This window comes from Microcoleus pseudofavosus SVA1_A4 (assembly GCF_036700565.1).
Lineage (GTDB): Bacteria > Cyanobacteriota > Cyanobacteriia > Cyanobacteriales > Microcoleaceae > Microcoleus.
This window is the reverse complement of the sequence record NZ_JAUBPE010000010.1, coordinates 52,135-75,004: the sequence shown is the minus strand read 5'-3', so window position 1 is coordinate 75,004 and position 22,870 is coordinate 52,135. Positions and strand designations below refer to the sequence as shown.

The following is a 22,870-nucleotide window of genomic DNA, read 5'->3' as shown; positions in this document are numbered from 1 at the left end:
ACTTAGGCTATTTTTTCGGCAATGTGATTATAAACTCTGTGTATTTTCCTACTTCTGTTTCGACTTTTAGTTCTCCGCGATGTTGCTGGACGACAACATCGTGACTGATAGAAAGACCTAGACCCGTACCTTCTGCCGGTGGCTTTGTAGTAAAAAATGGATTGAAAATTTTATCGAGTACCTCTGGCGTTATCCCTGCGCCATTATCGCGAATGCGGATTTCAATCCGACCGTCCAGATTTCGAGTTTTCACGTCAAGTATAGGTGAAAATTCTGACCCCATTTCTTGTTGCTTTTTATGGGCTGCATAGCAAGCATTGCTAATAATGTTAAGAAACACCCTACCTATGTCTTGTGGCACGACCTCTACTTCGCCAATGTCATTGTCATAGTCGGTTTCTATGGTAATGTTAAAAGCTGTTTCTTTAGCTCGCATCCCGTGATAGGCTAGATTGATATATTCGGCCAATAAACTATTGATATTTGTGGCTTCCCAATAGCCGCTTTGTCCCCGGGAATGCAAAAGCATATTGCCAACGATTTTGTCTGCTCTTTGACCGTGTTGATTGATTTTTTTAAGATTGGCTTTGAGATCGGTTAATAGCTCGGCAATGTATTCATTCGTTTCGGCTTCTAAGCGTTCTCCTTGATTTTGCAGTTCTTCAAATAGTTCTTCGGTTAATTCAGCAGAAACTTCTGAGAAATTGTTAACAAAGTTTAAAGGGTTCCTAATTTCGTGGGCAATTCCTGCTGTTAAACTGCCGAGGGAAGCGAGTTTTTCTTGGACGATAATCTGATTTTGCATAGCTCTGAGATTTTCTTCGATCCGCTGGCGCTCTTGAATTTCATTCTGCAATTGCTCTACAGTATGGGTGAGTTCAGATGTACGCTCTTCGACTTTGATTTCTAGTTCCTCATTAGCCTTTTGTAGAGCTGACTGGGCTTGCTTGCGATCGGTGATATCGCGGACGATCGCCACATATTCTTGCAGATCCTGATTGGAAAGTGAAGCATCTTGAGAGAATCGGTCTGAGATGGCAACTTCCAGGATGCGCGAGTCTCCATTGGACAACTTGAGAGTTTGTTCGCTGCGACTGAGCCACTCTTCTGGCTGAGCCCCTAATCCGGGTAGAAATTTGTTGAGGTGAGACCCAATTAGCCTAGTAGAATCTATTCCGAAGACGCTTTCAGCAGCGGGATTAGTCTGACGAATTACACCATTTTCATCCAGCACTACGATCGCATCTAGGGCAATGGTAAATAGCTGTTCTGCTCCCTCTCGTGCTTCATCCATTGATACGACTTGGGGTAAACTCGTCCAGCAGGCGATCGCCACCGCCACAAAAGCAACTAACAAAAGCAGCACCAGCAAAAGATTAGAACCAACACTAGAGTTAGCGTTTAATCTGATCCCAGAACCCCAACCGATCGCCACAGCGCTACAGACCAGTAAAATCAGGATTACCACCTGAAACGTTACAAAATCTACAACTTGACGATTGCTCTGCGTCCTGTAAAGTTTAATCCACCACTCCGCATGGAAGGGGGGAAAGTTTATGCGTCGCATCGCCCCATCCGCTGCCCACAAGACGATCGGACACAGTAGACCCAGGATGAAATCTTGCCACCCCCAAGCCAATCCGCCACAAACCAAAACAACCGTCTCTATCATAAAGAAGCCTAGAGACCACCACGGCCACAGAACCTCTGGCCGCTTTCTTTGCAGCCACAGTGCTAGATGGACTGCCATAATCGAGACCAGGTAACTAACACCTGCCACGACTACTATATGAGCTAAGTCCCCCCAAATTAGAAAGAACAGGCTGACAAACAGCGTAGCCATCAGGGCCGGGCCAAAAACTCCCCGTCGAGACACCACAGCGAAGACGGGGGAAATCTTTCCGTCTACGGCAAGTTGATACAAAATGCGGGGACTGATGGAAAAGCAAGTTGTCGTAGAAAGCAGCCAGCCGGAGATTACTAGGAATGTTACTAGCAGGGGAGCTGAATCGCCCCAGAAAGGTCGGGCTGCTACTATCAGACTCTCGAATGGATTGGCGGCGATCTCTGGAGTAATGGGCGATCGCATCACGATCCAGGAAACACCCAGAAAGGCCAGAGGCATAAAACCCGTCGAGATTCTCAAAAACCGCAGCGTTTCCCCAGGACGGCGGCTGTCGGCGACAAATGAAGCAGCCGCTTCACAGGCATAAACCATAATCGTTGCAAAGAAGTACCATTTTACCCAGTCCAAAAAGCTGACGCTCGGCACGGTGGTGGGAAAAAAGCCCGGACTGCTTGGAGAGAAGGCTAACCAGCCCAACCCTTGAACGGAAAAAGTAAATAAGAATCCAATCGCCGGGATGATGAAAAATAAATGCAGGATGCTCAACCCCCTAGTGCCGCTCCAAGCCACAATCAGGGGTAGCACTGTAAATCCAATTTGCAAGAGCCGCTTCGGAAAAGTAATCCCCAATGGCTCCAGGTTGGTGGCGATCGTGTCTGTGAGTAGGATGGCGTTAAACGCCGCACCACAAGCCCAGCTTATGTAATATCCCAGGGCTGCATAAAGTCCTATAGCCGGGTAGTTTTTTAGCAGTCGAGTGGTATAGTTCGGCGTTCCTCCGGCTACGTTTGGCCAATGCTCGCCTAAGCGTTTCATTTGCAAGTTCAGCATCATACCGACGAGCATTCCAGGCAAGCAGACTAAAATCGCCCCAGTTCCGAGAGCACCTTGGATCGCCGGCGCAAGGCTCAGCCAACCGAGATGAGGAACCAGGCCAAAGCCCCAAGTTTCTAGGGAACTGAGGGTTCGCTCCAAACGCATAGGCGATCGCCTATTCAGATTTTCTCTTGGGGAAGGCTGAGTTGGTTCTGAGTGGTAGCCGTTTTCCGGCTGGTGTCGGATGTCTGTCGCCATCAGTTTTACCTATTATTTTTTGGATTTTGCAGTCGCCACCCCGATGTTCCGCTTTATAGAGTTCAACTTTTTTCTGTTAAGTATTTTTGCTAGTCTTAAATTTTGGCAAAGCTGCCTTTCCCAGTCAACCATGAAAATCGATCTCAATCCATCTTTAATATTACATTTTATTTCTGACTTCTGACTTTTGCTAATTTCGCGTTCTTTTAGCCATGCCGTTGAGGCCTTCGGCTAAGTCGTTGGGTGTTTAGGGACTTCAGGCATTACAGAGAAATTACTCAGAAATTACTCAGAAATTACTCAGAAATTACGCAACTGTTACAGCTCCGTGTACCAGCACCAAAAAATTAGACCATAAACATCGAACGGGAAGTTTTAGTTGCTCACTTACATAATTTGATAGCCGCCCGTGTTTAATTTTATATTGTTTGACCCGTTTTATCGGCTAAATTTTTGAGCGCCAACCCATAAAAGTTCATGGCAAGCAATACGAGCTATTTGAATTCAAGCTTGACGGCACTGGCAATATTCTCTGTCGGTTAGTTGCTTGAGTTCCCTAGGAAATTGCTCAATTTTCCAACGAATAGCACACGCATGAGTGTACGTCATATTATTTCCGGTTGCATCGGAATAATATATTTCGATGATAGCGCTCACGTCGTCTCGCTCGCGATCTGTAGCCGTTCGCTATGGACGACGTGAGCGCGCTCATAATTCCGATGCTACCGGATTTGATATTATTCGTGCGCTTATTGAGTTTTGTCGTTAATCGGGAGATATTTCCGATTGTTGGTTGAAACAATTAAGGAGAAATAATTTCACTTTCTTGAATTTGGGAAAACTTTTAATTATCCTAATTTTCCCTGACTATCGTTCCGCTGGTGTCCTACTTGAAATTCAACGGATTTATCATCTTCTTCACATAAGCTGTCGTCAACCAATCGGTTATTCGTGAACGGACAATATAGCGGTTCTCGAAAAAGTGAGGTATGCCCTATGCCCTATGCCCTATGCCCTATGCCCTATGCCCTATGCCCTATGCCCTATGCCCGACAGTACCTCATCTTTCGGAGAAAGGCTATATATTTTGCCAAGCTTGTCAATCTTTTTTCTTCTTCCTTCTAAATAAAAAACCCCGGTTTCTTGAAGAAACCGGGGTTTTTTCTACCAACTAAGAGAGGAGTCAAAACTGAACAGGTAGCGGTTGCCGGAATTCTGCATTTTTCGCACAACCGTCTCAACCAAACTACGGGCAAATTTTAGTTGCAGCTTCTTACAACTGTCTCATTTCGTCTTCAAGCACCCGAACCAAATCTTGGTTGCCGCTTGCCCTAGCTACTTCGATGCGGTGCATCAGTTGCTTGTGAATGTTAGCGCGGTGGGTTTCAGCTATTTTTTTTACGTTTTGGCGATTTGTGTTCATGGTGGACGTTCCTTATATTTAATTTGGTGTACCTGCTACTTCTCTAATATAGCGCTAAATTTCAAAAAGTATCTAAATTTACAAAAAATTTACAGTTATTGACCTATCGACCACAATAGTGTATAATCATGGCCATAAGTCAATAGTGATATCTTGACAATTCCCAGTAAATAGTGCCATCTGTAGGGACTTAGGCCTTGCCACGTCCTCCACAAGAGCTTCAAAATTAATGTGGGTCAGGCATCTTGCCTGCCCGGAAACAATATAATTCCCCAGTAGGGAAACGGCATTGCCGTGTCCTACCCAGATATGTGACTTTTAAGCGTAATATCAAATCCGGCAGCATCGGATTTATGTAGTGCGAGCGTCCAAATATATTATTCCGATGCAACCCTCCATGATATAAGGTGTGCGTGGAGCACCCAACATTTACTGACAACTCAAAACTTGCCCCAGCGCCTCTACCAACTGCTGAAGGTGTGCGAGCTCGTGAGTTGCCATCAGAGAAATCCGAATTCGGCTCACACTTACAGTCGGAGGCCGAATAGCGGGAGCAAAAATACCCATCTCCTTGAGTTTGCTGCCAACTGTTAAAGCTGTGGCTGCATCTTTTAACGGAAGACTGAAAATGGGGGACAGGGAATTGCTAATGGGTAATTGCCGATCGGTAATCGCGCAATATTTGAAAGTTTCGATATTTTGTTGCAACCGCACTCGGCGTTGTGGTTCTTGCTGGACAATTCTCACAGCTTCCAAAGCCGCCGCCGTGTCAGCAGGCGTCAATGCTGTAGTATAAATCCAACTCGCAGCTCGATTGCGGAGAAAGTCAATTAAAGCAGCAGAACCCGCAACGTAGCCGCCCAAACTTCCCAAAGCTTTGCTGAGTGTCCCCACTTGAATCAGCGGTGTTCCCGTACACCGGAAATGTTCTGCACAACCAGCACCGCTAGCACCGAAAACTCCTGTAGCGTGAGCTTCATCTACTAATACCATACAGTTAAATTGTCCGGCCTTCTCCAACAACTGCGGCAGCGGACACAAGTCCCCATCCATGCTAAAGACGCTATCGGTAATAATTAAACACTTGCGGTATCTCGCGCGATTTTGCTCTAGCTTGGCCGTTAAATCCTCAACATTGCAGTGATTGTACTCTAGCGCAGTTGCACCGCTGAGTGCGGCTCCGTTTTTCAGGCTCGAATGGTTGTACTTGTCAGATAATATCAAATCGCGCTTGCCGACAACGGATGCGATCGCCCCTAAATTCGCCAAATATCCCGAACTGAATATTAAAGCATCTTCAGTTTGTTTTAAATTAGCAATAGCCTGCTCTAGCTGTCGGTGCAAATCGCGGTGTCCGCCCACTAACCTCGAACCCGTCGCACCCGTACCAAATTCCTTAGTTGCAGCCATAGCAGCTTGAATTAACCTGTCATCGCCAGCTAGTCCCAGATAATCGTTGCTGGCAAAGTTAATCAGCCTCCGACCTGCTAACTTTACCACAGGCCCGGGGCAACTTTCGATCGATTGTGGCGATCTATACCAATGGGCACGGCGAATAGTGTCTAGGGACTTATCTATCCAAGCGTAAGGGTCTGCGTTCATATTGTCCAGCGATCGGGTAATACGTTATATTATCTGGTGATCAGTCCCTCGCCACCACCGAAGCATATGCCACTCACTAAAAAATATAGATTAGTCACCCGCAGCGATTTTGACGGTCTTGTCTGTGCCGTTTTGCTCAAAGAACTCGATATGATCGACGAGATTAAATTCGTACATCCTAAAGATATGCAGGATGGAAAAATCGAAATAACAAATAACGATATTAGCACCAATTTACCCTATATTGAGGGAGTTCATCTAGCTTTCGATCACCATTTCAGCGAAACTCTCAGACACGAAAAAATCAAAATCAACCATATCATCGACCCCTATGCAGCTTCCGCAGCTAGGGTTCTGTACAAATATTATGGAGGCCGAGCCAAGTTTCCTGATATTTCTGAGGCGATGATGGCGGCAGTTGACAAATCAGATTCCGCTCAATTTGCCAAAGAAGAGGTTTTGCATCCAGAAGAATGGGTGCTGTTAAACTTCATAATGGACGCCCGAACAGGCTTGGGAAGGTTTAAAGAATTTACGGTTTCCAATTATCAGTTAATGATGCAGTTAATCGATTACTGCAAAAATCATACCATCGATCAAATCTTGCAGCTTCCCGATGTGAAAGAAAGAGTAGACCTCTACTTCGATCAAGAAGAAAAATTTAAAGCTCAAATACAGCGCTGCGCCCAAGTTTATAATAATTTAGTCGTTTTGGATTTGCGCAACGAAGATGTGATTTATGCGGGGAATCGTTTTGTAATTTACGCTTTGTTCCCCGAGTGCAATATATCGATTCACGTACTTTGGGGACTGAAACAACAAAATACTGTTTTCGCAGTTGGGAAGTCAATCTTTAACAAAACTTCTAAAACCAATATTGGGGAGTTAATGTTAAGATATGGCGGCGGCGGGCACCAGAATGCCGGAACTTGTCAGATTGAGAATGATAAAGCTAGTAAAGTTTTGAAAGAGTTAATTGCCCAGATCGAGCAAAATGGTTAAATTGGCTCGATCTTTGTTGCACATTCCCGGACACACAAACTCTCTATCTGTAGCGCTAGCACTGCGCACCTTACCCCTTAAGCAAAATAGTTAAATTGGCTTGATTTTTTTTCAGTCAGGACTTGAGTCTTTGATTATTTGAATTTTCAGGACTGAAGTCCTTACTAGAAACGGGGATTTTCAGGACTGAAGTCCTTACTAGAAACGGGGATTTTCAGGACTGAAGTCCTTACTAGAAACGGGAGTTTACTCCTCAATGTTTTGAGCTTCTGGGTTCTGGGGGTTGAGATTTTCTGAACTATTGCCTTTGACTGGCGGCAAATGGTCTACCAAACCCATATCAAAAGCGACATCAGGCAAGTCAGCAGCGTTATATTTTCCTGGTTCAAACAATCGCCCGGGAGTAAAACAAGGCTGTTTCAATTGTACCACTTCGCTAGGTGAAAACATTCCCCTAAACATTTTGCGTTCGAGTCCCATAATTTGCGCTCCTAAAACAACTCTCGCATTAATCTTAGCAATTTTTGAGCCGCAGCTTCCCAATTAAATAAATCCGCCGTCTCTCTAGCTTTTTGAGCTACCTGAAAACGCATCGGGTCTTCAACAATTTTTCGCAACTGCTGGCGAACAGACTGAACATTTGGTTCTGCCCAATGAGGAGCATTTCTGATTTTTAGATACTGAGTATCGTAACACTCTCCTACGGGAATTAGATCGTAAGCAATGGGATAGCAGTTAGCGGTATTGGCGTACTCTGTCGGGCCGCCGTACATAGTCATAGCGACGGGTAAACCCGCAGCAAAGGCATCCAAAATTTTAATCGCAAAACCCTCGCCGCGAAACGGAGCTAAAAAAGCATCTGCTGACAAGTATAAATCAGCTAGTTCTGCTTTAGTACAAAATTTAGGTCTTACTTGAATTTTTGACTTTAACTTGCCGAATTTTTTTTCGATATTTAGGAGATGTTCGACTATGACATCAGGATTTTTGCCGCCATCTTTGATAATTAACTCTACGTTGGCATCATCTTTAAATTCTTCATAAAAAGCTTGAATGGCTAGATCCGTTCCAAATCTATAAAAATCATAAGAATTGGTCATGTGCAGAATATATTTTACATCTTTTTGCGTTTTTTGCGGTCTGGGAAAATAGAGTTGCGAGATTAAAGGATTGAAGCCGAGAGGCATGACTGATACGTTTTTCGCCGGACATCCAGCTTTTATTAAGACTTTTTTAGAATATTGGCTGACGGCTAGCTTGTGGGATGAATTGTTGACAGCATCGTAAATCCAGTAATCATACTCATCATGGTTTTTGGCGAATTCGTAATTGATCGCAAAAAGTTCTAAGTTGAGATGTCCTTTGAGTTCTTTCAAAAAATAAGGTTTCCAGTAATGAGACCATTTTATCTGAAATAAATCTGATGGTGCGGTGTTCATCCACTTCGCTAGCAGGTCGTTTTCTTCTGCTGTGGAATTGCGGGTCACGTGAGAGGCAATTTCCGAAGGTTCGACCGAAATAGGAATTCCCATTTGGTCTAAGGTTTTCGCCAGGGATAGCGTAATGTCGGCGAAGGAGTTAAAGTGTTGAAAGCCAACGTTAAAGTGAACCATATTTATTAGTCAGTAGTCAGTAGTCAGTAGTCAGTAGTCAGTAGTCATCAGTCATCAGTCATCAGTCATCAGTCATCAATCATCAGTCATCAGTCATCAGTCATCAATCATCAGTCATCAGTCATCAATCATCAGTTAACAGTCAACAGTCACCAATTACCAATTCCCAATTCCCCATGCCCCATTAGCAATGACTAAGAAGCCGATCGCACTAAAATGACCGTACAGTCGCACCCGCGAACCACAGCTTCCGGGATATTTCCCTGAATCACCTGTTTTAATAACCCTTCGCGGCTCGCTCCCAGGACGATCGCATCGCACCGATCGTTCTGAGCCAAATCAATTAAAGCATCAGAAACCGATTTAGCGCAAACCGAAGTCGCTATTACCGAACAGCTAACCCTGCGCTTGATAAAATCCGCCGCTTGCTTTAATTCGCGGCGATCGGGTTCTGCAACAGAAGGCTGGTGAACCTGACACAATTTAATCTCCGGTACAGCACTCGCAGCCACCAAAGCAGGTAGCAGCCGCAAAGCCGCAGCTTGCTTGTAACTGCCGCGAATAGGCACCAACCAGCGGTGCAAACCCATCAGCGTGTGCAGTCCCAATTCTGGCGCCAGAATGTCTGCATTCGGCGGGGAAAGTTCAGTCTCTGGAGTCGCTGATGAATCTGAGGATCTCGCCAATGCGGGATTATCTGCGCCGTCAACTCCTTCGGGATTTAACTCCCATTCTATAGACGCATATTTACGCCCGCTGAAAGTTGCGGAAAACTCATTTTTCTTACGTGTTGCTAATAGTTTTTCGCTCCACTTCACCAAAACCACCTCGCAGCCGGCTTGCCGAATTACGGTATCGACAACATCGCCAAAAATGCGTCCAGTTGTGGATGTTTCGCCTTGCCATCCCATCAAAATTAAATCGATATGTCGCTCCTTAATTGTCTCCAAAATCGCGTTAGGCACGTCGTGAGCTACCCGTATTTGGGTGTGTACTGGCAAGTTCCAATTGCGAACAATTCGCTCGGCTTGTTGCAGCAGGCGGCGGCTTTTTGTTGTTCGCACTGCGCTTTCTGAGGGGGAACTGTTGCGCGGTACTATGATGATTTGCAGGCATTCTAATTCGTAATGGCGATCGCGCGCGATCGCCGCCGCCAGCCGCAGCAAAGCGGGTGCTGTTTGGGGGTTGGAAAGCGGCACTAATAAGCGGCCGTTTCCGACTTGCGGAGCTTTGGTTTGATAGACAACATAAGAAGGTTCTGGATGCGGGCCCTGGGTTGTTTCTCCGCTGAGGCGATCGGATTCAACTCGGATAATGTCGCTGCGGGTAATAATTCCCACCAAACGGCGGCCTTCTACGACCGGCAAGCGGCTGATCTTGTAGTTGTTGAGCCTGTACAAAACCTCGCTTAAAGTATCGCTTGCTTTGACTGCGATCGGCTGTGGAGTCATAAATTCTTTGAGCAGGGAGTTGCCGGACAAATTGCGATCGCTGGCATTTGCCAAATCGGTTTGACTGACAATTCCGACTAATTTGCCACCGTCTACTACTGGAAATCCTCGGTGGTGCGATCGCGAAAATGCCTGCATCACTTCATCGAAAGTCAGCAGACTCGAAAGAGTTTCAACTCGGCGCTGCATCACATCATCTGCGTGCAAGTCGCTCAAAGTATTGCTGGCAGATTTTGCCTGCGTCAGTTGAATGCCGTTAAATTCCAAAAGGCGATCGTACAAAGAGCCGCTGTCCACCTTTTCCGCGACTAAATAAGCAACTACAGAACAGATCATCAAAGGCAGCACTAATTTGAAATCCGCCGTAATTTCAAACACAATAACTACCGCAGTAATCGGCGCTCTAGAAACCGCGCAAAAAAACGCTCCCATTCCCGCCAAAGCGTAAGTTACCGGCAAACCGACGCCCAGGGAATCTGCCTGCACAATGCCCACCATGTGACCGAGTGCAGAACCGAGAACTAGCGCAGGGGAAAACAATCCTCCCGGAGCTCCAGAAGCAGCGGAAATAATTGTCAGAAAAAAGTGAGCTACAAAAGCAATTAAACTCGTTATCCCGCTTGCTTCGCCAGTCAGCAGAAACTCGCGCAAACCCGTATTGTTGCGGAAAGTTTCTGGGAGAAAAGCTATTACTGAACCGCAGATTATGCCAGCTAGAGCCATTCGCGCGGGCAAAGCTAATTTGAGCGATCGCCTGTTAAATTGCAAGCTAGCCATAATCCCTTTGGTGAACAAAGCTCCCAGCAATCCCGCTAAAACTCCTAGCAGTATGTAAAACGGGATTTCCTGAGCCTCAAAACTGGTTTGGTACTCGCGAAGGTTCAAATTTAAACTATCGCCGCCCAAAAGCTGCGAGACAACTGCACCGATAAATGAAGCGATAATTGCAGTCCCTAAAGTCAATCCCGAAACGTCGTGCAGCAGTTCTTCAACTACAAACAAAACTCCTGCAATGGGAGCATTAAAACCAGCAGCCAATCCCGCCGCAGCACCGCAAGCAATCAATTGTCGGCGGTAGTCTGGGGAAGTAGGCATCAAGTGACCTATCCAACCTGCCAAAGATGCTCCTATTTGCACAGTCGGGCCTTGCCTTCCTAAAGTTAAACCGGAACCAACTGCTAAAATTGTGGTCAGAAGTTTGGCGACAGCTACTCGCAAATCTAAGGAAAGATTGACTCCGCCGAGAGCAGCTTTGACATGAGGAATGCCGCTACCGGCAGTTTCGGGAGCAAAACGCTCAACCAAGAAACCTGTTAGCAACCCGCCGCATAAACCGACGCTGGGCAGTAATATCCAAGCTGGAATTACTGTCGAGGTAGCAACTCGCCAACTGCCGAGCCATCCGACTCCTGACTTTAGCAAAACGCCAGCCAGTCCGGCAACCAAGCCGATCAGACAAGCTTCAAAAATGGCTAGGCGTTTCGGTCGTAAAAACAGTTGAGATGCGATGACCCTGGAAGGTTCCCTAAATTGTTTAGGGATAGTAATGTACGGCATAAATAGCGTAGATGACCTGAGAATTGTCTGATCGATCGCACTTTAGCAAAAAATCCTTCGATACTTACCTGAAATCTGCTGTAATTCCGATGCTACCGGATTTGATATCAATCTGCGATTTTTTTACCCTATAGCCTCCACCAGTGTTTTCAAATCCGGCACTTCTAAATCAGGCTAGCCGCAGGCCGGCAGTATCGCCCCAAATCCTGTTTTCTCGTGTCTGCGATTTAGCCAAATCTATCTCGCGACTTGACAGCAATTGTCTCAAGGCTGGCAGTATTCCGCTTTCCCAATCTATGAGAGGGCCGTAGCAGTCAAAACTCACAACTTCAAATTGATTAAAATCTAATACCAATTTAATGTGAAGTTGCACATATCTCGATCCCCCTAAATCCCCCTTAAGAAGGGGGAATTTGAGCGGAATCTTGTCCCCCCCTTATTAAGGGGGGCTAGGGGGGATCTGATTCTATGCAGCCTCATAAAAAATTGGTATAACCTCTGTCATCGCTCCTATTCTACGGTTGATATTCAGCAAAAATTTCAATTTTTCCGACAATATTGCGATTAAATTCTAGCAATTCTTCTGCCGGAATCCAATATTCTTGATGAATCGAACTGCCGACAGTTTGGACAGGATATTTTTTTAAGAATTCAGTCAAAACTCGAAACTGAGTTACATAGCCGAAATATCCCGATGCTGCATCTCTTGTATTCCAATCTCGTGCAATTTGTATGGCATAGGCTTTGTCGAGTACGGGATAAAAAATAGGCTGAAAAGACAGTCGCGGCGGAAATGCCATGAAATCGCTTTCTCGAATTAATTCCATTTCTTTTTTGCCGACAGCTCGGAACAGCGTTACTGTCTCTCCATCTGATATATTGATATTTTTAAACCAAGCTTTCCAACCGTCCCAATTGTGAACTATTTTAGCTAATTCAGCGTAACCGGCGGCGCGGGGATGGGAACAGTCATTTTCGGTAAGTTCTTTTTGCCAAATTTCCGATTTTCGCAGGGGAGTGCAAACCTCTAGATAAGGCACTTCTAATTCCCTGCAAACTTGGGAAAACTGTTCGGATAAATTGGCTATTCTGATTGTGCGATCGGCCTCAATAACTGGCGGCGGGCCTATCATTAAAACTGGAAATATTTCTTTGGCTGATGTGAGAATATCTCGGGCATTTTCAATTGATTTCTCAACTTTTATGCGAATTTTTTCATTTTCTAGGTAAGAGTCGTTGACGCCAAAGGAAAATACTATTCTGCCGTCGCAGTAGTGAGGTAAGCGGCAAGAAACTTCGCTGAACCAGCGAGTTTTTATATCGGCACTGGTTTCTCCCCTGATTCCTAAATTGTAGTAGGTAATATCGTGTCCTTGTCCGCAAGCGGCCGCGCAAATCCGTCCTGTCCAACCGAGACATTTTGGATCGCCAGTACCGTTTACAAAAGAATCGCCGATAAAACAAATACGCATAGTATGTGTGGGGATTGGGAATTGGTGACTGTTGACTGTTGACTGTTAACTGTTGACTGTTGACTGTTAACTGTTAACTGTTAACTGATGATTGATGATTGTTGACTGTTGACTGTTGACTGTTAACTGATGATTGATGATTGATGACAACTAACAACTGACAACTAACAACTGACAACTAACAACTGACAACTGACTACTAACAACTGCCAACTGACTTTAATTCTTGCCGATGACGGACAATCCCTCTACAATTACAGACGGTGTGTGGCAAGAACCGTTCCATTCGGAGTCTCCTCCCAATTCAACCAATTGTTTGAGGACGCTGTAGACGTTGCCTGCTACCATTGTGTCTTTGATTCTGCCGACTATTTGACCTTTTTTGACTCGGTAGCCGAGATCGACGTTAATCGAAAAATCGCCGGAAATTCCGGCACTGCCACCAAGCATTTGATCGACTACAATTCCGTCGTCTAATTGAGCGATTAAATCGATTAGCGATCGCTCTCCTGGTTTAATCAAAACATTGAACAAACTCGGCGTGGGATAGCTGCCCAAACCCGGGCGAAATCCGTTGCCGGTGGTGCCGCTGCCCAAGGCTCGACCGGTGGTGCGATCGGTATAAAATAGCTGCAACACTCCGCTGTTGATAAAGACGATCGCCCGAGTGGGAGTACCTTCGTCATCAAAAGGACAGCTATAGGGCCCGGTATCCGGCTGCTGCGAGAGGGTGACAAGCGGCGATGTCACTTGGGAACCCAATCGATCGCTCCAAGGCGAAGCGCCTTCGAGTACCTGTTTGCCGTTCAACGCCGCACAGACAGTCCCCCACAGCAAGTCGGCAGCTTTGGCTGTAAATAGCACCGGCACGCGGCCCGTGGCGGGAGCAACATTATCTTTCGCCCATTCTAAACGCTGCAAAACCCGCTTGGCACTGGTGTTTAAGTCGAGGGTACCGCGTTCGGTTTCGCCTTCCCAAATGTTGAGGAAATCTTCTCCCCGCACTAATTCTGCTGACAAGTAACCGCTGAGGGTGGTATCGGTGTGACTCGAATCCAAGCCTCTGGTATTCAGCAAGCGGGTGCTTTCGATTTCGCAGTCGAGTTCGGCGGTGCAGAGGCTTTCGGGATAGGCTTCGCGGACGATCGCGATCGCCTCTTTTCCCCAGTTTACTAGCTGTTCGGCCGGCACCGACACTCCGAGATCGGGATAAACAACTTTCTCACCAGTGCCGAGTTCGATGGTTTCCGGTTCGTTGAGTTGCGAAAGCGCGATCGCCCTGTCCACCAAAATTTGCGGTTCCACGGGCCCGTAAGCCACCGCCAAACCCGGCCGCCCGTCCCGCCACAGCCGCAGGGCAATGCCTTCTGCTTGAGCGGTTTCTAGCTGTTTGAGGCGGTTTGCTTCAAAAAAGACCGGCCGCGAGAGCGATTGCGATTCCAATACCTCAGCAGCTTCTGCACCTGCTTTGGTGGCTAGTTCTAGCAGTTGTTCTGCTGATTGGTCATTGGTCATTGTTGTCGGTGGTTGGTAATTAGTCAGTTGGCAGTTGGCAGTTGGCAGTTGTCAGTTGTCAGTTGTCAGTTGGCAGTTGTCAGTTGTTAGTTGGCAGTTGTCAGTTGTTAGTAGTTATTAGTTATAGCCTTTCTCAGTAACATGAGATGCTCGTAGAGCATAGGCCTCGCGGGCCTTGGACTGAAGAGCATACCTCAATTATTTGAGAACCGCTATATGAGTTATTAGTTATTAGTCAATCTAGCTGTTAACTCTAGACTAAATAACGGTAGATTATTAACTGCTACTAACAACTAACAACTGACTACTAACAACTGACAACTAACAACTGACTGCTGACTAATGACTGATGACTGCTGACTAATGACTGATGACTAATGACTAATGACTAAATCTTTAGTTCGTGCAGCAGCCAAAATCCGGCGAAAGATTCCGATTCGGGATTCGACTGAATTGCTAAGAAATGTACTTGTTTTGCTTGTTTTTTCGCCGCTTCAAATGCTTTGCCTTCTTTCTCAGTTGCTGCGTCTCTAAGATTAGCTAAAATCCAGCGATCGTTAGCTCCGGTATCTAATACAAGCTTAGCGGGCGGGCCGCTTTCAAATTTCAGAAAAGCCAACTCCAAACCCGACATCCAACCGGCCAAAGCGGTTGCTCTCGACGAGTAGATCATCAGCCCCGGAATTTGCGTTTCCGGGCCCAGGCCTGTCATCGGCAGCCCGAAAGCTTCGCCAAATCCGATATCCCACTCGGACATTTCGTCAAAAGCTGCGATCGGCAAACTCACAAACGCCCATTTTTCGCCGATTAAAGCATCCGGCAGCGCCACAGGCGTTTCGGGTACAAATTGAACGCTCGGGTTCGGAGCGGCTTTATAGCCCGGTTCGGTGGGATAAACGTCTTGCATCCGTTCTTCCAGCCACAGGCTGAGGGCGAGGGTGCGGCGGCTGGAGGCGGCGGGAATATCCAACTCCTCGCAGGCTTTGGTAATCATGTTCGCCATTTGGCGGCGGAAAAAGCGGATTTTTTCGGGTCGCTTCGGTGAGATTGCGATCGCCTCTTTAATTGCGCCCGCCAGCCACAGGGAATTCACGGTTGTACTGGGGCAGAATTGGGAGTAGCGAAACAGAGATTCGGCCTTGTCGCTTACATTCAGCGGGCTTTCGCAGATCAGCACTTCCCATTTTTTTTTCTCTCGCTCGTCTAGGATCGGACGGCTGTAAAAGTCGAGTTCCCAAATAGTTGCCATGCCGCGCTGTTAAAAATTAATCCTTTCTCATGTTACCGGACGGCGGGCAAGTTTCTCATAATGATGATTTAAGGCTGATTTTCACTTTCAAGGGCGATCGCACTTTCCCAAAGATTGCCACTTTCCCTTGCAGCTTCCCGTGTAATTTTTGGCAGCAGTCCACAACCGGACGCATTAGCAACTCTTCGGAGAACTGTCGCGGAGCAATCTCAACCTGCGATCGTTTGTTAAACTTGTGCAAGCAAAGGAAAACAAACAGTATAGCTTGATTCCATGAGACAAATCATTCTCGAAAAAATTGTTTCAACCTTACAACCTTTAGATTTTGTTCTAGCTTTGTGGCAAGGAGGTTCAGCAGCCCACGGATACACCGACGAGTGGTCAGACCTCGATATTGCCGTTGTGGTTGAAGATAACTGCGTGCAACAAACCTTTGATCTTGTTGAAAAAGCCCTCGCCGAAATTGGCGAAATCGAACTCAAATATCGAGTTCCAGAACCCGTTTGGCACGGTCAGTCGCAGTGCTTCTGGCGGCTCAAAGAAACCCCGCCGTTTTTGCTAATTGATTTTGCCGTTTTCAGGCGCAGCAGCCGCAACGATTTCCTGGAAATAGAGAAACACGGAAAAGTCCCGGTCGCCTTTGACAAAGCCAATCTAATTGTACCCCCTCATTTGGATACAAACAAGCATTTTTCCCAAATGCTAGCCAGATTCAACGAAATTAAAATCCGTTTTGATTTGCTGCAACCTCTGGTAAAAAAAGAGATTTATCGCGGACATTTAGTAGATGCGATCGGCAATTATCATGAGTGGACACTCTTACCCTTAGTCGAACTGTTGGGCATGATTTACCGTCCCCACAGATACGACTTTGAACTAAAATATTTCAGCAGAGATTTTCCGCCAAAAATAGTCGATCGCGTCGCACCCCTTTTCTGCATTGCAAATCTTGAAGATTTGGCAGCAAAACAGCAAATAGCCGAGGCTTTTTTTGCAGAAACCTTACCGCTTGCCGAAGCTAAATTTTCCTCTAATACCAATTATGAAAAACGATATCTGTAGGGACAGGGCAGTGCCGTTTCCGGCGCGGGAATCATGGACCCGGCAGTGCCGTTTGGGAGCATCCCAATTGGGTAAAAAGCGTTTTTTAGGAGCGCTCACGTCGTCCATAGCGAACGATCTAGCCGCGAGCGAGACGCTCGCGCGCTATCATCCAAATATATTCTGATGCAACCGTCCATGATATGAAAGCAAAAATGGGATACTCCCTGCCGTTTCCCTACGGGGATATGCGATTTTTAATAATTAATTAGTAAAAAATAGAGGACTGTAGCAAGACTTTGTTGAATTAATATAAGAAGCCCCTAACAGTATCGTAAGGCGCTAAAGGTTTCGTGAAAGCGATTAATATAGTAGCATCAACCTTAAAGATTAACATCCCATGACAAAACTCAGCGTCAACATCAACAGAATCGCCCTCCTCAGAAACTCTCGAAACATCGGCATCCCCAGCGTTACCGAAGCCGCAAAAACAGTAATTGCCGCCGGAGCCCACGGCGTTACAGTCCATCCCCGCCCCGACGAAAGGCACATCAAAGCTGCCGATGTTTACGAATTAGCCAAAATGCTAACCGTAGAGTTCAACATCGAAGGAAATCCGTTTCAGCCCCCATTTATGGATATAGTTTGCGACGTAAAACCTGCTCAGTGTACCTTGGTGCCGGATGCTCCCGACGTGCTAACATCGGATAGCGGTTGGAATATTCCCGAAAATCGCGATCTGCTCTTACCAATTATTCAAAAATTAAAAAATAACGGCATTAGAGTTAGTCTGTTTATGGACGCAGATGCTGCTCTCATGCCGCTAGCAAAAGAAGTTGGAGCAGACAGAGTAGAGCTGTACACCGAACCCTATGCAACTGCTTTTCGCGAAGGCAAAGTAGAATCTGTTTTTCAACAATATGTTTTAGCAGCTAAAGCGGCTCAAGATGCCGGTTTAGGAGTGAATGCCGGACATGATTTAAATTTACAAAACTTAGCCCAATTTTGCTCGATTCCTGATATTCTAGAAGTATCGATCGGTCATGCTTTAATTGCCGAAGCGCTAGAAATGGGCTTGTCCAACACGGTAGAAGCTTACCTAAAGATTCTCTCAGGTTCCTAGTACAAATAAACCTCGCGGGGGAAGCCCGATTTTGCACAAAAATCGTAACTAAACCCGCCCTTAGAAACCCTACTAGCTTCTAAGTGGTAAGGTGCGCAGTGCGCACACCCTACAGAAGCGAGTGCGTGCGATCGCGAACTGATAATTAGCCGATCGCCCGCAACAGCTAACAGTAGAGACCGTCACCCCCTACGGGTGATAGCGGTTTTTAGCTAACAAGGCAAATCCCGGAGCCAACACACCGCGTTTTTTGGGTGTTGGCATTTTTTTTAGCCAACTCCTCGACAAAAGATTTAATTTTCCTTGACCAAATTACTAATATTTTCGATGATATTATCCTGTCAGGAGTATCATTAAAATGTCACGACAAACTGAAGCGACTGCGAAAGCTCCCGCATTGTAAATCTGCTACCAGTAGGTTTTGTGCAAGTACGGGAAATTTACTTATCCTCCATGCTGCTGTAGCCGATCGCGATCCGCCAGATTTAATCCGGTGACAACAGGCCAACACAAGTAACCATATACAACTCCTTACCCCCCTCCCAACTGCGACATGAAAAAACTAATTTTACTGACTGGAATGCTACTGATGATGATGGCAAAATCAGTATTTGCCAGCCCTGTAGCCCCAAAAATTGAACCGGGCGATCGGATGGCTGCCTCGGAAATTACAGAAACCTTTAACAAACCCGCTACCTCTTCTGCCACAGTTCCAAATCTCGAACCCATCGAGCGAATGTCAACCTCCGAAATTAGAGAAACCATCCATCAACCCACCACCTATATTTTTGAAGGCGTCAAAGGGCGAGAACTCACTCTCTCCCTGTGGGCGGGACAACTGACAGCCGAACTGTACAGTCCCAACGGTCAGAATATGGGAGTTATTGAAAAAACCGACAATCAGTGGATCGGCCAGTTGCCAGAATCCGGCATCTACCGCGTGCGAGTTACCCCGAAAGGTGAGACTAGCAGCTTCGTACTCGGACGCGACTTTAACGCCAAGTGGACTTATAGGCCCGATCGCGCAATTCCCATAGCATTCGGGGAAAAAGAAGCTACAGTCAAACTCAAAATGTCCGGCTACCAAATCCAGCCCCTCACAGTTCAGGGGAAACAGGGACAGACAATCAGGGTGACTGCGAGCAAAAAAAATCTAGATGTGGCGATCGAATCTCCGTCGGGACAACTCCTGGATCAAGGTGAAGGTCAAACTTTTGCTCAACTCCCCGAGTCCGGCACCTACCGGGTGCTGATAGTTGCCAACAGGCCCGTCAAGCCCTCCATCAGAGTTTCTGTGCAATAGCAAATATGGCAAAAATACTCTTGAGGGCGATCGAATTTCCGTCGCCCAAGTACAAAAGCTCGCCCGAAACGCGAGCTTTTTTTTGCGTAAAATCAAATCCCGTAGTATCGGAATTAATATTACCCGCAATCAGGACACGGCAGTGCCGTGTCCCTACAATTAATCGGGCTATAGTTACATATCTCGCGAGCGCTATCAATTGTTTTGCGGTAGGGACACGGCATTGCCGTGTCCTCCCAGTGCTCGTGCAACCGGAATATATCTAAAATCAACCTTGGATCAGCGCTTCAAAACGTTCTTGTTTCCAAATGCAGCTTAAATCCGAGTCAGCTAAAGCTAGCTCTCGATATAAGATAGGCATAAACTCCACAGCCCGCTGCAAATTGTCAAGGGCCAAATCCGCAAAGCCCAGCAGCGCATAACAGCAAGCTTGATTGTAAAAAGCATTAGCAAAATCAGGATTTATTTCTAAGGTAGTTTCGTAGCAAACAATCGCCTCCGAGTAGCAACCTTTTCGCGCCAATTCCACACCCCGGTTGTACCAAATCAAATAATCCTCAAAGGAACACTCAGATGTGGGAGTGAACTTGCCATTTTTCTGATTTAAACCTACTAATTTTACCAAAGCAACTCTCCGTTCGCCCACAGCTTCGGCTCTGCCCGGTTTCAGAGCGAGCGATCGGCTAAAACTAGCCACTGCTTGTTTGTAAAGTCCCATTGAGTTGGCAGCTAGACCCCGATTGTACCAAGCCTTCGCATCGTCTGGATTAAACTCGATCGCCCTCTCAAAACTGTTGAGCGCCTGATAGTAAAGCTTGAGTTCCAACAGAGCATTACCTCGGTTGTACCAAGCCCAAGCAGCCTCCGGCTGCAAATGTAAAGAGCGATCGAAACTCAGAACCGCCTTATCGTAAAGCCCCATATCGATTAGCAAAAGTCCCCGGTTGTGCCAAATACTCGCCGAGCACGGGTTGAACTCCAGAGCCCTGTCAAAACTGTTGAGAGCATCCATTGGGCGCCCCAACTTTCCTAAAGCAATAGCCCGGTTGTGCCAGCCAAAGCTCGCATTCGGCTCCACCGCCAAGGCCTCATCAAAACTTTTCAGGGCATCTAAGTGCCGTTCTAAGTTCCCCAAAGCCATACCTCGTCCGAACCAAGCCTTATAATGATCCGATTGCAACTTCAGAGCTCTGTTAAAGTTTGCCAGAGCACCATCATGATCGTTAGCTTCGAGGTGGCGCGAACCCAGATGGTAATACCAAGCTGCTTCCAAGTTTTGAATTAAGTTCATAATACTTCGCATCTATCTTAGGGATGATTGTACAGGAACAATGCCCGGAGTTAAACTGTAATTCCACTAAAAATCTGAAAATTTTGATACAGGGCGATCGCCCGTACAAACTGCCAGTCACAACCTCAATAATTGGCGATCGAAAATAACTATTTTCCTCTGGCAAAATGCTCTTTCAGCTAACCGCACTCATCGCTTGTTGGATCTGCTGCGAATCTCAAATCAGCCTGAGTCACGCAACTATTACCGCATCCCGAATCAGGTTTGCAGTTATACAAAGAGTGCAAATCCCATAGTGAGATCGGCTCCAACTTCTGCTTGCTTTCTTCAAGCAACCACAACCGCTTTATGAGCATTCTTGCTCAACAGCAACTTGCCAGCAGCATCAATACTAAAATCCTTCCCCAGCACAAAACCCTTGCCCATCAACCGCTGGCAAACAACCAGCGCAGTAATCCGGCGAATTTCTTCCATCACGTCAGCAGGAATCAAATAACTCAAACTCCAGATCACCGACTCGCAGTCAGACCAAATCAAACGCTCAATACTGACAATCATCAAAGCAGCTACACTGTCAACAGACAGCCGCCCTCTGAGATCGGCAATCAAATCTTTACCAATTAAGCTATTGCGAGTCATCATCGCTCTAGCCATCTTCCCAATTTCTTGTTCGAGTTCTAAATTATTCATGCTTGGCACTGGCTTTTATATTTTTAAAGCATTATTAAGAGTAAAAACAGTAGCCGCTACCAGGCTCTGCCCTAGCGTAGCTGACGCAGGTTCTACCGCAACTCCTTTTAAGAAAGTATACCTAAAGAAAGATTAAAAATGTATCTAAAGGCAGATACCAAAATATATTTTTTTAAAATAATTCGATATGCCAAGCCCTAGAAGAGTTACTGGCAGCAGCGAATCAGCGAATTTTTGCCCGCCGAGGCACAGAGAAACGTTGATATAGTAAAGGATTTCTGAATGTGGTAAGCTGTTACACATTTAAACCATTAACGATCCAGGTAAGGTGCGTCAGCTAGAACACTTACTATACTTGGGAAACGCTTATTTACTGACGCACCCTACTATCCTCTTTTAAATGCCGAACAGCTTACTTGGCACTCTCAGCACTCTCCTATGCGGCGATCGTAAATTTTTAAACAATTAATCAACTTTTTGCAAGCATCGTTAGGTGGTAAAATCGGGGGTTGCTTAGCAAGGGAGTTGATGAGTGAGGGGATATATTTCTAAACTGAATCATCCTGCCGTTAGAGGAGTTGTCAAGGGACTACCCCTAATTGGTTGCTTGCTGATCGCGGTTTTTAGTTGCTGGCTGTCTCAAACTTTGCCAGTTCAGGCGGAGGCTGTTACATCTCCAAAAACTTGTCAAATTGGAGTTTACTTGACATCCTTGCGAGATTTTCATCCAGCAGAGAAGTCGTTTACTGCAAACTTCTGGGTTTGGAGCGTTTGTCCTTTTGAGACTCCAAAACCTTTGGAAAGCCTGAAGGTTGTCAATAGCAAGGAAGTTAGCAAGAATTACACAAGTTTTTCCCGAAGCGAAAATCTGTCGGATACATTTAAGGCAAGTAAAAACGTATTCTGGTCTGAAGAGGAGATTAGCGCAACTTTATATCACAACTGGGACACAAAAAATTATCCATTCGATCGCCATGTATTGCAAATTCCCCTTGAGGAAACACTGTTAGATGCTTCCAGCTTCGTTCACGCCCCAGATTTTGCGAACACAGGTTATCCGAAAGACTTAGATTTGGAAGGTTGGGAAATTAGAGATTTTAGAATTTCTCAAGAAAATTTTCCTTATAGAACAAGCTTTGGTAGTCCGGGAATAAAAAGAGAACTAAATTCCCGATCGCGCTTAGTTATTTCAATTACAATCAACCGCGAGAGTAAAGTTAGCTTTTTTAAACTTGTGATGGGAGTTTATGCTGCTGTTGCACTCTCAATAATGGCATTGTTGCTGGATGAAGATATAATGGGCATCCTTGTGGGTAATTTGTTTGCAGTTATAGTAAATCTGCAAGCAGCGACCTCAGATTTGGGTAGTAGCAATTCTGTCACCCTGATTGATTTCATCCACATCATCGCCATCATTTACATCTTCATAACAGCAATTGTGCTGGTCTACACTCGATTTTTAAGTGAAGCAGACCAGTCGGATTGGTCACGGTATTTAAGACGCCGCCTTGCTGTTCCGACCCTGGCTGGATCGTTCGTTGTTGTTAATATTGTTGTCATTTCTCATGCGGCGATCGTGGGTTAGATCGAAACGCCAGTGCTGAAAAAATTACGAAAT

General features: G+C 46.0%; 17 protein-coding genes. 5 read left to right on the top strand and 12 right to left on the bottom strand.

Annotated features, from left to right (window positions below):
• Positions 1–7: 7 nt before the first annotated feature.
• From QUA02_RS06655 to bioF, 3 genes are all read right to left on the bottom strand, one after another.
• Positions 8–2,920, bottom strand: a complete 2,913-nt coding sequence (locus QUA02_RS06655; protein WP_333026197.1) for an ATP-binding protein — start codon at positions 2,918–2,920, stop codon at positions 8–10.
• A gap of 1,273 nt (positions 2,921–4,193) precedes the next feature.
• Positions 4,194–4,343 (bottom strand): arginine synthesis PII-interacting regulator PirA, encoded by a 150-nt coding sequence (pirA, locus tag QUA02_RS06650; RefSeq protein WP_333026196.1) that lies wholly within the window; start codon positions 4,341–4,343, stop codon positions 4,194–4,196.
• Positions 4,344–4,772: 429 nt separating this feature from the next.
• Positions 4,773–5,945, bottom strand: a complete 1,173-nt coding sequence (bioF, locus tag QUA02_RS06645) for an 8-amino-7-oxononanoate synthase (RefSeq protein ID WP_333026195.1) — start codon at positions 5,943–5,945, stop codon at positions 4,773–4,775.
• A gap of 66 nt (positions 5,946–6,011) precedes the next feature.
• Between bioF and QUA02_RS06640 the strand changes: the two genes are divergently transcribed.
• The gene (locus QUA02_RS06640; protein ID WP_333026193.1) at positions 6,012–6,947 is read left to right on the top strand and encodes an exopolyphosphatase; all 936 of its coding nucleotides are present in this window, start codon (positions 6,012–6,014) and stop codon (positions 6,945–6,947) included.
• A 246-nt stretch (positions 6,948–7,193) separates the two neighbouring features.
• Here QUA02_RS06640 and QUA02_RS06635 read toward each other — a convergent pair whose 3' ends face one another.
• From QUA02_RS06635 to QUA02_RS06605, 7 genes are all read right to left on the bottom strand, one after another.
• Positions 7,194–7,427 carry a hypothetical protein gene (locus QUA02_RS06635; RefSeq protein WP_333026192.1) on the bottom strand — a complete coding sequence of 78 codons (234 nt, stop codon included), beginning with the start codon at positions 7,425–7,427 and terminating at the stop codon, positions 7,194–7,196.
• 11 nt (positions 7,428–7,438) lie between these two features.
• A complete protein-coding gene (locus QUA02_RS06630) occupies positions 7,439–8,560 on the bottom strand; it encodes a glycosyltransferase family 4 protein (RefSeq protein WP_333026191.1) in 1,122 nt (373 codons plus the stop codon).
• Positions 8,561–8,754: 194 nt separating this feature from the next.
• Positions 8,755–11,568, bottom strand: coding sequence for a chloride channel protein (locus tag QUA02_RS06625; protein WP_333026190.1), 2,814 nt, complete (start codon positions 11,566–11,568; stop codon positions 8,755–8,757).
• Positions 11,569–11,737: 169 nt separating this feature from the next.
• Positions 11,738–11,941: a hypothetical protein gene (locus QUA02_RS06620; protein ID WP_333026189.1), complete on the bottom strand. Its 204-nt coding sequence runs from the start codon at positions 11,939–11,941 to the stop codon at positions 11,738–11,740.
• 142 nt (positions 11,942–12,083) lie between these two features.
• Positions 12,084–13,040 (bottom strand): GDSL-type esterase/lipase family protein, encoded by a 957-nt coding sequence (locus QUA02_RS06615; RefSeq protein WP_333026188.1) that lies wholly within the window; start codon positions 13,038–13,040, stop codon positions 12,084–12,086.
• A gap of 219 nt (positions 13,041–13,259) precedes the next feature.
• Positions 13,260–14,555 (bottom strand): TldD/PmbA family protein, encoded by a 1,296-nt coding sequence (locus tag QUA02_RS06610; RefSeq protein ID WP_333026187.1) that lies wholly within the window; start codon positions 14,553–14,555, stop codon positions 13,260–13,262.
• A gap of 388 nt (positions 14,556–14,943) precedes the next feature.
• Positions 14,944–15,804: a Tab2/Atab2 family RNA-binding protein gene (locus tag QUA02_RS06605; protein ID WP_333026185.1), complete on the bottom strand. Its 861-nt coding sequence runs from the start codon at positions 15,802–15,804 to the stop codon at positions 14,944–14,946.
• Between the two features lie 273 nt (positions 15,805–16,077).
• On the opposite strand from QUA02_RS06605, the gene QUA02_RS06600 reads away from it, so the two are divergent.
• The 3 genes from QUA02_RS06600 to QUA02_RS06590 all read left to right on the top strand — a co-directional run bounded on the left by QUA02_RS06600 (position 16,078) and on the right by QUA02_RS06590 (position 19,271).
• Complete coding sequence (locus tag QUA02_RS06600; protein ID WP_333026183.1) at positions 16,078–16,866, top strand: nucleotidyltransferase domain-containing protein; 789 nt, start codon at positions 16,078–16,080, stop codon at positions 16,864–16,866.
• Between the two features lie 379 nt (positions 16,867–17,245).
• Positions 17,246–17,968: a pyridoxine 5'-phosphate synthase gene (locus QUA02_RS06595; RefSeq protein ID WP_333026182.1), complete on the top strand. Its 723-nt coding sequence runs from the start codon at positions 17,246–17,248 to the stop codon at positions 17,966–17,968.
• Between the two features lie 553 nt (positions 17,969–18,521).
• Complete coding sequence (locus QUA02_RS06590) at positions 18,522–19,271, top strand: hypothetical protein (protein WP_333026181.1); 750 nt, start codon at positions 18,522–18,524, stop codon at positions 19,269–19,271.
• A 268-nt stretch (positions 19,272–19,539) separates the two neighbouring features.
• On the opposite strand, the gene QUA02_RS06585 is transcribed toward QUA02_RS06590, so the two are convergent.
• On the bottom strand, positions 19,540–20,562 hold the full coding sequence (locus QUA02_RS06585) for a tetratricopeptide repeat protein (protein WP_333026179.1): 1,023 nt from the start codon (positions 20,560–20,562) through the stop codon (positions 19,540–19,542).
• A gap of 327 nt (positions 20,563–20,889) precedes the next feature.
• Positions 20,890–21,252, bottom strand: coding sequence for a hypothetical protein (locus tag QUA02_RS06580; protein ID WP_333026177.1), 363 nt, complete (start codon positions 21,250–21,252; stop codon positions 20,890–20,892).
• 532 nt (positions 21,253–21,784) lie between these two features.
• On the opposite strand from QUA02_RS06580, the gene QUA02_RS06575 reads away from it, so the two are divergent.
• Entirely contained in the window at positions 21,785–22,837 is a 1,053-nt protein-coding gene (locus QUA02_RS06575) for a ligand-gated ion channel (RefSeq protein WP_333026176.1), read from the top strand.
• The last annotated feature ends 33 nt before the right edge of the window (positions 22,838–22,870 follow it).

What these genes read in the sequence shown, in the direction of transcription:
- QUA02_RS06630 (WP_333026191.1), bottom strand. Translation starts at nt 8,560, where the DNA reads ATGGTTCACTTTAACGTTGGCTTTCAACACTTTAACTCCTTCGCCGAC.
- QUA02_RS06640 (WP_333026193.1), top strand. Translation starts at nt 6,012, where the DNA reads ATGCCACTCACTAAAAAATATAGATTAGTCACCCGCAGCGATTTTGAC.
- QUA02_RS06610 (WP_333026187.1), bottom strand. Translation starts at nt 14,555, where the DNA reads ATGACCAATGACCAATCAGCAGAACAACTGCTAGAACTAGCCACCAAA.
- QUA02_RS06590 (WP_333026181.1), top strand. Translation starts at nt 18,522, where the DNA reads ATGAAAAAACTAATTTTACTGACTGGAATGCTACTGATGATGATGGCA.
- QUA02_RS06615 (WP_333026188.1), bottom strand. Translation starts at nt 13,040, where the DNA reads ATGCGTATTTGTTTTATCGGCGATTCTTTTGTAAACGGTACTGGCGAT.
- QUA02_RS06625 (WP_333026190.1), bottom strand. Translation starts at nt 11,568, where the DNA reads ATGCCGTACATTACTATCCCTAAACAATTTAGGGAACCTTCCAGGGTC.
- QUA02_RS06605 (WP_333026185.1), bottom strand. Translation starts at nt 15,804, where the DNA reads ATGGCAACTATTTGGGAACTCGACTTTTACAGCCGTCCGATCCTAGAC.
- pirA (WP_333026196.1), bottom strand. Translation starts at nt 4,343, where the DNA reads ATGAACACAAATCGCCAAAACGTAAAAAAAATAGCTGAAACCCACCGC.
- QUA02_RS06585 (WP_333026179.1), bottom strand. Translation starts at nt 20,562, where the DNA reads ATGAACTTAATTCAAAACTTGGAAGCAGCTTGGTATTACCATCTGGGT.
- bioF (WP_333026195.1), bottom strand. Translation starts at nt 5,945, where the DNA reads ATGAACGCAGACCCTTACGCTTGGATAGATAAGTCCCTAGACACTATT.
- QUA02_RS06600 (WP_333026183.1), top strand. Translation starts at nt 16,078, where the DNA reads ATGAGACAAATCATTCTCGAAAAAATTGTTTCAACCTTACAACCTTTA.
- QUA02_RS06635 (WP_333026192.1), bottom strand. Translation starts at nt 7,427, where the DNA reads ATGGGACTCGAACGCAAAATGTTTAGGGGAATGTTTTCACCTAGCGAA.
- QUA02_RS06595 (WP_333026182.1), top strand. Translation starts at nt 17,246, where the DNA reads ATGACAAAACTCAGCGTCAACATCAACAGAATCGCCCTCCTCAGAAAC.
- QUA02_RS06655 (WP_333026197.1), bottom strand. Translation starts at nt 2,920, where the DNA reads ATGGCGACAGACATCCGACACCAGCCGGAAAACGGCTACCACTCAGAA.
- QUA02_RS06580 (WP_333026177.1), bottom strand. Translation starts at nt 21,252, where the DNA reads ATGAATAATTTAGAACTCGAACAAGAAATTGGGAAGATGGCTAGAGCG.